General features: G+C 66.3%; 10 protein-coding genes. 1 reads left to right on the top strand and 9 read right to left on the bottom strand.

Annotated elements, in window-relative coordinates:
* Positions 1 to 216 precede the first annotated feature (216 nt).
* From WAO18_RS11760 to dxr, 5 genes are all read right to left on the bottom strand, one after another.
* Positions 217 to 2,034: a penicillin-binding transpeptidase domain-containing protein gene (locus WAO18_RS11760; protein WP_422206459.1), complete on the bottom strand. Its 1,818-nt coding sequence runs from the start codon at positions 2,032 to 2,034 to the stop codon at positions 217 to 219.
* 81 nt (positions 2,035 to 2,115) lie between these two features.
* The gene (locus WAO18_RS11755; RefSeq protein WP_422206458.1) at positions 2,116 to 2,970 is read right to left on the bottom strand and encodes a GNAT family N-acetyltransferase; all 855 of its coding nucleotides are present in this window, start codon (positions 2,968 to 2,970) and stop codon (positions 2,116 to 2,118) included.
* A 44-nt stretch (positions 2,971 to 3,014) separates the two neighbouring features.
* A complete protein-coding gene (ispG, locus tag WAO18_RS11750; RefSeq protein WP_422206457.1) occupies positions 3,015 to 4,169 on the bottom strand; it encodes a flavodoxin-dependent (E)-4-hydroxy-3-methylbut-2-enyl-diphosphate synthase in 1,155 nt (384 codons plus the stop codon).
* Positions 4,170 to 4,213: 44 nt separating this feature from the next.
* Positions 4,214 to 5,419 carry a M50 family metallopeptidase gene (locus WAO18_RS11745; RefSeq protein WP_422206456.1) on the bottom strand — a complete coding sequence of 402 codons (1,206 nt, stop codon included), beginning with the start codon at positions 5,417 to 5,419 and terminating at the stop codon, positions 4,214 to 4,216.
* A complete protein-coding gene (gene dxr, locus WAO18_RS11740) occupies positions 5,416 to 6,588 on the bottom strand; it encodes a 1-deoxy-D-xylulose-5-phosphate reductoisomerase (protein ID WP_422206455.1) in 1,173 nt (390 codons plus the stop codon). The genes WAO18_RS11745 and dxr overlap by 4 nt, the downstream gene beginning before the upstream one ends.
* Positions 6,589 to 6,678: 90 nt before the next feature.
* Here dxr and WAO18_RS11735 point away from each other — a divergent pair, with 90 nt between their 5' ends.
* A complete protein-coding gene (locus tag WAO18_RS11735) occupies positions 6,679 to 6,933 on the top strand; it encodes a DUF2631 domain-containing protein (protein WP_422206454.1) in 255 nt (84 codons plus the stop codon).
* On the opposite strand, the gene rlmN is transcribed toward WAO18_RS11735, so the two are convergent.
* The 4 genes from rlmN to pyrH are packed head-to-tail and all read right to left on the bottom strand — an operon-like array spanning position 6,926 to position 10,333.
* Positions 6,926 to 8,023 carry a 23S rRNA (adenine(2503)-C(2))-methyltransferase RlmN gene (gene rlmN, locus WAO18_RS11730; RefSeq protein WP_422206453.1) on the bottom strand — a complete coding sequence of 366 codons (1,098 nt, stop codon included), beginning with the start codon at positions 8,021 to 8,023 and terminating at the stop codon, positions 6,926 to 6,928. The genes WAO18_RS11735 and rlmN overlap by 8 nt on opposite strands.
* A 12-nt stretch (positions 8,024 to 8,035) precedes the next feature.
* Positions 8,036 to 8,941 carry a phosphatidate cytidylyltransferase gene (locus WAO18_RS11725; RefSeq protein WP_422206452.1) on the bottom strand — a complete coding sequence of 302 codons (906 nt, stop codon included), beginning with the start codon at positions 8,939 to 8,941 and terminating at the stop codon, positions 8,036 to 8,038.
* Between the two features lie 23 nt (positions 8,942 to 8,964).
* Positions 8,965 to 9,522, bottom strand: a complete 558-nt coding sequence (gene frr, locus WAO18_RS11720; RefSeq protein WP_422206451.1) for a ribosome recycling factor — start codon at positions 9,520 to 9,522, stop codon at positions 8,965 to 8,967.
* Positions 9,523 to 9,541: 19 nt separating this feature from the next.
* Positions 9,542 to 10,333 carry a UMP kinase gene (pyrH, locus tag WAO18_RS11715; RefSeq protein WP_422206450.1) on the bottom strand — a complete coding sequence of 264 codons (792 nt, stop codon included), beginning with the start codon at positions 10,331 to 10,333 and terminating at the stop codon, positions 9,542 to 9,544.
* Positions 10,334 to 11,008: the final 675 nt, after the last annotated feature.

Here is an 11,008-nt window from a genome sequence, read left to right as displayed (position 1 = left end):
GCAGCAGTTCTGATCCACCTCTTTGAGGTGGCCGTCTGAACCGGTGGGGTGGGGGGCACCGGCCCCACCGGTTCTGACGCCAAACGTCGAGCCAGCTCGGCGAATCCCGGAGCCCCCGGCGTCCGCTAGCTCGGCGAACAAATCCCTGTGGCCTGGGCGCCCCTCGCGTCCAGGCCACAGGCTTTCCATGTCAAAGGCACTACTGCCGAACGGCTTTCAGGCCAGGTAGTCAGCGGGCATCGACTCGAACATGAACTTGGTCATTCGCACCGCGTACTCCGAACTGCCTCCCCCGACGATCAGCGAAGCAAAAGCCAGATCGCCGCGGTAGCCCGCGAACCAGGAATGCGAGCCGCCGGGAAACTCGGCCTCACCGGTCTTTGCGTACACCTCGCCGCAGCCGGCGATCTCCTTGCCGGTGCCATTGGTCACCACCAGGCGCATCATCGGGCGCAGACCTTCGATCATCTTCTCGCTGATCGGCGTGGTGTCGCCGGTGATCGGGGTCGGCCGTCCCTCAATCAGCCTGGGGACAGGCGTCTTTCCGGCGGCCACGGTGGCGGCGACCATCGCCATGCCGAACGGAGAGGCCAACACCTTGCCCTGGCCGAAGCCGTCCTCAGTGCGCTCGGCCAAATCGACTGTCGGCGGCACTGATCCAGTGACCGTGCTGAGTCCGTCGATCTGGTAGTCCAGCCCCATGCCGTACTGGTTGGCGGCCTGCGTCAACCCGCGCGGCGGCATCTGGCTGGCCAGTTCGGCGAAGGTCGTGTTGCACGAACTGGCGAACGCCCGCGACATCGGCACCGTGCCCAGGTCGAATCCCCCGTAGTTGGGAATGACCCGCTGTCCGATGTCGAGATGTCCGGGACAGCCCAAAAGCGTGTTGGGACTTGCCATATCACGCTCAAGCACCGCACCCGCGGTGACCATCTTGAACGTCGACCCCGGCGGGTAGAGCCCGGTGGTGGCAATCGGGCCCAGTGCGTCGGCCGCGGAATTCTGTGCGACGGCCAGGATCTCCCCGGTCGACGGTTTGATCACGACGATCATCGCCTGACGACGTTGGTTGTCGACGGCGTGCTGAGCGGCGTTCTGCACCGCCCGGTCCAGGCTGATCGACACCGACGGGGCCGGCGCCGGTTCGACCTCGTGCAGCACAGCAAGATCGACGTTGTTCTGGTTGATGCTGACCACCCGCCAGCCCGCCTGGCCGTCGAGTTGGTCGACCACCGCCTTTTTCACCTGGTTGATCAACGCCGGCGCGAAGTGGTAGTCCGTCGGCAGCAGCTCCGCCTGCGGGGTGATCACCACGCCGGGCAGGCTGCCGAGCGCCGGAGCGATCCGGTTGTTGTCATCGACCCGCAGCGTGATCAGATCCACCGGCTTGCCGGTGCCGCTGGCCTGCTCGGCCAGCCGCTGCGGATCGTTGAGGGTGTCGTCGAACGGGTGCAGCACGTCGACCACGGATCGTGCGGTGCTGATCAGGAAGGCGCCGGCCTGGGACGCGTCCAGCGTGTAGTGGTACAGATAGCCGGGCGCCAGCACGTCGGTGCCGCCAACCTCGTTCACCGACGCACGCTTTGGGGCGTCGGCCCGCAGCGCCAGCGTCTGATGCTCGCCGAGGCGCGGATGCAAGTCGGTGCTGTTCCAGCGGATCTGCCAACGGCCCTCGTAGCGAGCCATTTTCAGCTTGCCGTCGTAAGTCCAGGTCCGGTTCTTCGGCAGATGCCAGGTGTACCGGTAGCTCACCGAGCCGGTGTCTTCGGTGTACTTCGAGCCGAGGATCTGGGTGTCCAGATGCGTGGCCTGCAGTCCGGCCCACGCCGCGTTGAGCGCTTCGCGTGCATCGCTGGGGTTATCGCTGAGTTCGGCAGCCGCCGCGGTGTTGCCGGTGGCCAACGCGGCGAAGAAGCGTTGGGCCGCCGGTGCGGGCCCTTCCGGCCGCGGAGTGCACGCCGAGACCGTGGCCGTCGTGACAAGCAAGACGACGCCGAACGTGGCAGCTGATGCCACTGTGATTCTTGTTGCCATTGTGGCTGATGTTAAGAAACAAATCAGCAAGTCCGGCGTAGGCGCACCGAGACGGAATTGTTACGCGAAAACTTGCGCCGGTCAGTCCAGCAATATGGTGGCGAAAGTGCCGACCTCGGTGAAGCCGATGCGCTCATAGGTTGCCCGCGCGACGGAGTTGAAATCGTTCACATACAGGCTGGCAATGCGCCCGGTGCCGACGACCACCGCCGCCAGCGTCGCGGTCCCCGCGGTGCCCAGGCCTCGGCCCCGCCACTCGGGATGTACCCACACCCCTTGGATCTGGCTGACCGTCGGCGACTGCGATCCGACCTCGGCCTTGAAGACCACTTCGCCGTTCTCGAAACGGGCCCACGCGCGTCCGGCCGCGATCAGTCCGGCAACCCGTCGGCGGTAGCCGCGTCCGCCGTCGCCGAGTCGTGGGTCGACGCCCACCTCGCCGATGAACATGTCGACAGCCGCCACCAGGTAGCTGTCGAGCTCGTCGGCCTTGACCTGTCGCACACCCGGATCGATCGCACAGGTCGGCATCGTGGTCAGCGACATCAGCGGCTGACGGTCACGCACATCGCGCGCCGGGCCCCAGGCCGGCTCGAGGCGCTGCCACATCGGCATCACCAACTCGGCCCGGCCGACCAGCGACGAGCATCGCCGCGAACCGGTCAACGCGGCATCGGCGAACGCATACATGTCGTTGAGTCGCCCGCGCAGCGGAATGAGGTTGGCGCCCGCGTAACACAACGACTCCTCAGGCCCGCGGCGCGTCCACAGCTCCCCGCCAATCGAGTTGGGGTCCAAGCCATGATCGGCGACCCGCGCGGCGACCATGCACGAGCCGACCGGGTCATCGTCGAAAACGCGGCGCACCGCGGCGCCGTCTCGCACTACCGACACCCGTCGCTCGCCGACCATGCGGCGGATGGGGGGAGCCGACATAGTGACTCTTTCTGCGACGGATACGCGGCCCGATTAGGCCACTGTCAGCTTACGGTCACAACCGGCGAACCGCTCGCCGTTGGTCCCGCATCGGTCTCGGCCGCCAACCGCATTGCCTCTTCGATCAGCGTCTCGACGATCTGCGCTTCGGGCACGGTCTTGATCACTTCGCCGCGAACGAAGATCTGGCCTTTGCCGTTGCCCGAGGCGACGCCGAGGTCAGCCTCGCGTGCCTCCCACGGCCCGTTGACGACGCACCCCATCACGGCCACCCGCAGCGGAACATCGAGTCCGTCCAGACCGGCGGTGACTTCGTTGGCCAGCGTGTAGACGTCGACCTGGGCGCGGCCGCACGACGGACAGGACACGATCTCCAATCCGCGTGGCCGCAGGTTCAGCGACTCGAGAATCTGGATGCCGACCTTGACTTCCTCGACCGGTGGCGCCGACAGCGACACCCGGATGGTGTCGCCGATGCCGCGCGAGAGCAGCGCGCCGAACGCGACCGCGGACTTGATGGTGCCCTGGAAGGCCGGGCCGGCCTCGGTGACACCGAGATGCAGCGGGTAGTCGCACTGCGCGGCAAGCTGCTCGTAGGCCGCGACCATCACCACCGGGTCGTTGTGCTTGACGCTGATCTTGATGTTGCCAAAGCCGTGCTCCTCGAACAGCGAGGCCTCCCACAGCGCCGACTCAACAAGCGCCTCGGGCGTTGCCTTGCCGTACTTCTCCATGAAACGTTTGTCCAGCGAGCCTGCGTTGACGCCGATGCGGATCGGAATGCCCGCCGCCCCAGCGGCTTTGGCGACCTCGCCGACCCGGCCGTCGAATTCCTTGATGTTGCCGGGATTTACCCGCACCGCGGCACAGCCGGCGTCGATCGCGGCGAAGATGTACTTCGGCTGGAAGTGGATGTCGGCGATCACCGGGATCTGGCTCTTCTTGGCGATCGCGGCCAGCGCGTCGGCGTCTTCCTGACGCGGGCACGCAACTCGGACGATGTTGCAGCCCGAAGCGGTCAGCTCGGCAATCTGCTGCAGGGTCGAGTTGACGTCGTGAGTTTTGGTGGTGCACATCGACTGCACCGAAATAGGGTGATCGCTTCCGACACCGACATCGCGGACCATCAACTGGCGGGTCTTGCGACGCGGCGCCAGCGTGGGTGCCGGGGCCGCCGGCATACCCAGTCCTGTGGTCACTGTTTGCCTTCTCTCCCTTTCACATTCAAACGGGCCGGTCGGCCCTACTGGAACAGTCGGATCGGGTTGACCACATCGGCGGTCACCGTCAACAGCATGTAACCGACCACCAGAACCAGCACCACGTAGGTTGCCGGCATCAGTTTGAGGTAATTCACCGGCGCCGCGGCGACTTTGCCGCGGGCCGACCGAATCACATTGCGCAGCTTCTCGTACAGAGCAATGGCGATGTGCCCACCGTCGAACGGCAGCAACGGCACCAAGTTGATGACCCCGAGGATGAAGTTCAGCTGCGCCAGGAACAACCAGAAGGCCATCCACACGCCGTGGTCGACGGTGTCGCCGCCGATGATGCTCGCGCCTACGACACTGATCGGGGTGTCGAGCGAACGCTGTCCGCCGCCGATCGCGTGGATCAGCGCGCCGACCTTGGTCGGAATCGCGACCAGCGACTTGCCCAGCAGCACGGTGAGATTCCCGGTGAATGTGAAGGTGGCCGGCACCGCGCTGATCGGGTTGTAGTGGCTCGGCCCGGCCTGGCTGCCGACGACCCCCATCACGCCGATGTTGGCCGGCTTCGTGCCGCCCTTGCCGTCGTTCACCCAGCGTTGCCGCTGGGTGACGTCGACGTATTTGGTCATCGTCTGGCCGTCGCGCTTGATCACGACCGGGACGGTGCCGTGCAGCTTCTGCACCGCGGCGGCCATGTCGGAGAAGTCGGTCACCGGTGCGTCGCCGACCTTGAGCACCACATCGCCGGCCCGGATCCCGGCGGCCGCCGCCGGCCCGGCACCCGTGCACTTCTCGAAGTCGCCCTGTTTGGTTTCTGCTGCGGCACAAGCTGTTTGGCCGATCACCGCGGTGGGATGCAGGTTCGGCAGACCCCAGATGACCGCGATGGCATAAATCAGCACCAGGCCGATGACGAAGTTCGCACCAGGCCCGGCGAACAACACCGCGACGCGCTTCCAGGTTTTCTGCTTGTACATCGCCCGGTCGTGCTCGTCGGGCTGCAGTTCTTCGACCGACGTCATGCCGGCGATGTCGCAGAAGCCGCCGGCCGGGATGGCCTTGAGGCCGTACTCGGTTTCGCCGCGGCGAGTCGACCACAGCGTCGGGCCGAAGCCCACGAAGTAGCGGCGCACCTTCATCCCGGTGCCCTGCGCGACCCACATGTGGCCACATTCATGCAGCGCCACCGATATCAGGATGGCGAGCGCGAACAGCACGATGCCAATAACGAACATCATCGAGTTGGTAGAACCTCCTGTGTGGCCCGCTCAATTAGGCGCTTGGCCTGCTGACGGGCCCAGCGCTGCGCGTCGAGTACGTCTTCCACGGTAGCGGGTTCTGCGGCCCACCGGTCGGCGGCGCTCAGGACATCGGAGATTGTTCGCACGATCGCTGGAAAACCGACCCGGCCGGCCAAGAACGCCTCGGCGGCTTCTTCGTTGGCGGCGTTGTAGACGGCGGTCATGCAGCCGCCCGTCTCCCCAGCTTGCCGGGCCAGTGCGACGGCCGGGAAAACCCGGTCGTCCAGCGGTTCGAACTCCCAGGTCGACGCGGTGGAGAAGTCGCAAGCGGCGGCAACGGCGGGCACTCGGTCCGGCCAGCCGAGCGCCAGCGCGATGGGCAGCTTCATGTCCGGCGGGCTGGCCTGCGCGATCGTCGAGCCGTCGGTGAACGTCACCATCGAGTGCACGATGGACTGCGGGTGCACGACGACGTCGATATGGCCGTAAGCAATGCCGAACAGCAGATGCGCCTCGATGAGCTCGAGCCCCTTGTTCACCAGCGATGCCGAGTTCAACGTGTTCATCGGCCCCATCGACCAGGTCGGGTGCGCGCCGGCCTGCTCGGGTGTGACGCGCTCGAGGTCCGCGGCCGACCAACCGCGGAACGGCCCGCCGGAAGCGGTGAGTACCAGCTTGGCGACCTCGTCGGCCCGACCGCCACGCAGGCATTGCGCCAGCGCGGAGTGCTCGGAGTCGACCGGCACGATCTGGCCGGGTTTGGCTGCGGCCAATACGAGCGGGCCACCGGCGATCAGCGATTCCTTGTTCGCCAGGGCGAGCCGGGCCCCCGAGGCCAGCGCGGTCAGTGTCGGCTGCAGCCCCAGCGCGCCGACCAGCGCATTGAGCACGACGTCGGCCTCGGTGTTCTCGACCAGCCGGGTGACCGCGTCGGGTCCGTGATAGGCGACGTCGCCGATCGTCTGGGCGGCGCGCTCATCGGCGACCGCGAGGTTGGTCACGCCGGTCTGGCTGCGTTGCCGGGCCAACAGGTCCGGGTGACCGCCCGCGGCGGCCAGCCCTACCAGCTCGAAGCGGTCTGGGTTGGCGGCGATGACCTCGAGCGCCTGGGTGCCGATGGAGCCGGTGCTGCCCAGCACCAGAGTCTTGACGCGGCGAGTGGACACTCACTCATTGTGCCGCGCCACCGGCGCGCCCGGCGAATCTCGATATGCCAGAATGTGCAGGCATCCCGATCCCGACCCGAGGAGTTTGCCGTGGCCAGTACCGAGGTGGAGCGCTCCGACGGGGTTGACGTCGCTGACGTGCCGTCGGCGGACTGGGGCTGGAGCAAGATCAACTACCGCAATTGGCATCTCACCGGCCTGCTGAGCATCGTTCTGCTGCTGGCCTTCCTGGACGGCAACCATGTCGGCCACGTCGAGGACCTGTGGGTGATCGGCTTCGCACTGTTAGCCGCCTTTTTCCTGGTGCGCGACTGGTGGGGCCGTCGGCGCGGCTGGCTCAGGTAGGCGGCTCGGCCGCGAGCTGACCACACGCGGCGGCGATCTCACGTCCACGGGTGTCACGCACCGTGCAGGTAACACCGGCCGCACGGACCCGTCGAACGAACTCTCGTTCAACGGCTTTCGGGCTGGCATCCCAGTCGCTGCCCGGCGTGGGGTTCAGCGGAATCAGATTCACGTGCACAAGTGGGCCCAGCGCGCGATGCAGCCGCTTGCCCAGCAGGTCTGCGCGCCACGGCTGGTCGTTGACGTCGCGGATCAGCGCGTATTCCACCGAGACCCGCCGACCGGTCTGCTCCGCGTAGTAGTGGGCGGCATCGAGAGCCTCGCCGACCTTCCACCGGTTGTTGACCGGCACCAGGGTGTCGCGCAATTCGTCGTCGGGGGCATGCAGTGACAGCGCCAACGTGACGCCGAGCCGTTCGTCGGCGAGTTTGCGGATGGCCGGCGCCAAACCGACCGTCGACACCGTCACCGACCGCGCCGAGATGCCGAAACCGTTCGGCGACTGTTGGGTGATGCGACGGACCGCCGCCAGCACCCTGGCGTAGTTGGCCAGCGGCTCCCCCATCCCCATGAAGACGACGTTGGACAACCGGTCGCCCCACTCGTCGCGGAGCGCCGCCGCCGCGCCGCGTACCTGCTCCAGGATCTCCGCGGTCGACAGATTGCGGGTCAGTCCACCCTGCCCGGTGGCGCAGAACGGGCACGCCATGCCGCAGCCCGCCTGCGACGAGATGCACACCGTGTTGCGCTGCGGGTAGCGCATCAGCACCGACTCGAACGTGGTGCCGTCGACGGCCTGCCACAGTGTCTTGCGGGTCTGACCGGCGTCGCAGGTGATCTCGCGGGCTGCGGTCAGCAGCGGCGGGAACAATGCCTCGGCCACCTGACCGCGGACCGCTACCGGCAGGTCGGTCATCTGCTGCGGGTCGGCGATCAAACGGCCGTAGTACTGATGGGCCAGCTGCTTGGCGCGAAAGGGCGGCAGACCCAGCCCCGCGACGGCCTCGGCGCAGCCGGGCTCGTCGAGGTCGGCCAAGTGTCGGGGCGGCAGCGCACGCCGCGGCGCTTCGAAAACCAACTCCTGCTTCATGATCGGGTGACTTCAGCGCAGCAGGGTCAGGACGGTCCAAGTGGCGACCGCCGATGGTAGCGCCCCGTCCAGCCGGTCCATCAGGCCGCCGTGGCCGGGCAGGATCCGGCCCATGTCCTTGATGCCCAGGTCGCGTTTGATCTGCGATTCCACCAGGTCACCCAGCGTTGCGGTGGCCACGATCGTCAGACCGAGCAGCAGGCCGACCCACACCGGCCGGTGGGCCAGTTGGGTCGCGGTCAACGTGACCGCGGTGATCCCGAATAACAGCGAACCGGCCAGGCCTTCCCATGACTTCTTCGGGCTGATCGACGGGACCATCGGGTGCTTACCGAACAGCACGCCGACCCCGTACCCGCCCACATCGGATGCGACGACGCCGATCATCAGGCAGAACACCCGGCCGGAGCCGTCCGACGGATAGGCGAGCAGCACGCTGAACGACGCGAATAGCGGCACCCAGGCGGCGAGGAAGACAGTGGCCGCCACGTCGCGCAGATAGTTTCCCGACGGCGAATCGGCAGACCCGTCCGGCGCGGACGTGGTGCCGAGCGCCAACCGCCAGAACATGCAGGCCACCGTGGTGACGCCAAAGCCTGCCAACAGACCGTAAGCATGCTGGTACCAGGCCAGCCAGATCATGATTTCGCCGCCGGCGAGCAATGGGATGACCGGGATCAGGTAACCGGCCTCGCGCAACCTGCGCACGACCTCGTGAGTGGCGACGGGCATCGCGACAGCAAGCAGGAAAACCCAGAGGTAGCGGTCCCAAATCAAGATCGCGACGATGGTGAAGGCCAGGGCTGCGCCCACGGCGATCGCCGCCGGTAGGTTGCGGCCCGCCCGGGACTTTTTTCGCAGAGGCCGGTGTACCGAGCCTTCGGCCGGGGTGTCTGCGCCGGTATCGGTCTCTGCCACGGACGTCGTCTGCTGGGCGGCCGCTAGACCTCCAGCAGCTCGCCTTCCTTGTGCTTGACCAGATCATCGATCTGGGTGACGTACTGCTGAGTGGCCTTGTCCAGATCCTTCTCCGCGCGCGAGACCTCGTCCTCACCGGCTTCGCCGTCTTTGCGGATGCGGTGCAATTCCTCCATCGCCTTGCGGCGGATGTTGCGCACCGACACCCTGGCGTCCTCGCCCTTGGCTTTGGCTTGCTTGACCAGCTCCCGGCGCCGTTCCTCGGTCAGCTGGGGTACCGCCACCCGGATCAGCGTCCCGTCGTTGGTGGGATTCACCCCCAGGTCCGAGTTGCGAATCGCCGACTCGATATTGCCCAGCTGGCCGGCCTCGTAGGGCTTGATCACCACGAGCCGCGCTTCCGGGACGTTGATGCTGGCCAGCTGGGTGATCGGGGTGGCCGAACCGTAGTAGTCGATGTTGATCCGGTTGAACATGCTGGGATTGGCCCGGCCGGTCCGGATCGTCGACAGGTCGTCGCGACTCACCGACACGGCCTTTTCCATCTTTTCTTCGGCGTCAAAGAGAGTCTCGTCAATCATTTCTGCGCCGCTCCTCCCTTCAGCTGGTGACCAGTGTTCCGATTTTCTCACCCGCGACGGCCCGAGCGATATTGCCATCGGTCAGCAGGTTGAAAACCAGAATCGGCATGCGATTGTCCATGCACAAACTGAATGCGGTGGCGTCGGCCACCTGAAGCCCGCGGTCGATGACTTCCCGGTGGGTGATGGCCGTGAACAGTTGGGCCCCCGGGTTGACTCGCGGATCTTCAGCGAACACCCCGTCGACCGCCTTGGCCATCAAGACTACTTCGGCGCCGATCTCCAACGCCCGCTGTGCGGCGGTGGTGTCCGTCGAGAAGTACGGCAGCCCCATGCCGGCACCGAAGATCACCACCCGCCCCTTCTCCAGGTGCCGCACGGCTCGCAACGGGAGGTATGGTTCGGCGACCTGGCCCATGGTGATTGCCGTCTGAACCCGGGTGACGATGCCTTCCTTTTCCAGAAAGTCTTGCAGTGCAAGGCTATTCATGACTGTTCCGAGCATCCCCATGTAGTCGGAGCGGGTGCGTTCCATGCCGCGCTGCTGGAGCTGGGCGCCGCGGAAGAAATTGCCGCCGCCGATCACCACCGCGACCTGCACGCCGGTGCGGACCACCTCGGCGATCTGGCGGGCGACCTGCGCAACCACGTCGGGGTCCAGGCCTACCTGGCCGCCGCCGAACATCTCGCCGCCGAGTTTGAGCACCACCCGCGTGTACTTGGCGCGGCTCGCCGAGTCGTCGCTGGGGGGTCGGTTGTCCGGTGAAAATGCGTGGGCGCCGTTGGTGTTCGTCGGCTCCTGCTCCGTCATCAGACTCCTCGCATGGGAGGGTGCCATCCGGCTAACCCCCGAAATAGCACGTCCCATCCTGCCCTATCGCGAAGGCGCGCGTCCCGAGACTGGGCTGGTTGCCTCGCACTCTCCCCTGGCCCCGCACTTGGTCGGCCGCCCGCTTGGCGGCGAGGTCACGGCAAGCTCCGGTTCACTGCGTCGATGTCAGTCGACCGCCGATGCCCGTGCCGACGACCGCCGGCCAACGGATGACCTTCCTGGACTTCACTTTTCCTCCCGGCCCGTTCCGTGGGTGAAAACCGCGTTGTTGTCTGCCTAGGGTGTTCACCGTCACAGCGCCACGCCGGTCCGTCTACCTGCGCGGAGATAACGACGCCGCTGAGGCGATCGTGCGTGGAGCGCAATCGAGTTTGACCATCCCGGAGTTGGGGAATGCGACACGTGCGGTGCTAAAAGCCCGGCGCAAATTCTTGCCAACGGGGCGGCATCCAACCCGGCACACCGACGTGCCGGTGCTCGTGAAACTAGCTCATTGACTTGAGCCAATGAGAGGGGACTCCATGTCGGACGACAACAAGAGTGGGCCTGCAGAGGGTGTGAAGGGCGTTGTTGAAGGCGCCAAAGGCCTGGCCAAGGAAGCCGTCGGCAGCGTCGTCGGCAACAAGGACCTCGAGAATGAGGGCGAGGCCCAGC

The organism is Mycobacterium sp., assembly GCF_049278535.1.
In the GTDB taxonomy this organism is placed as follows: domain Bacteria; phylum Actinomycetota; class Actinomycetes; order Mycobacteriales; family Mycobacteriaceae; genus Mycobacterium.
The sequence above is the reverse complement of the archived record's forward strand: the minus strand, read 5'-3'. Positions and strand labels throughout refer to the sequence as shown.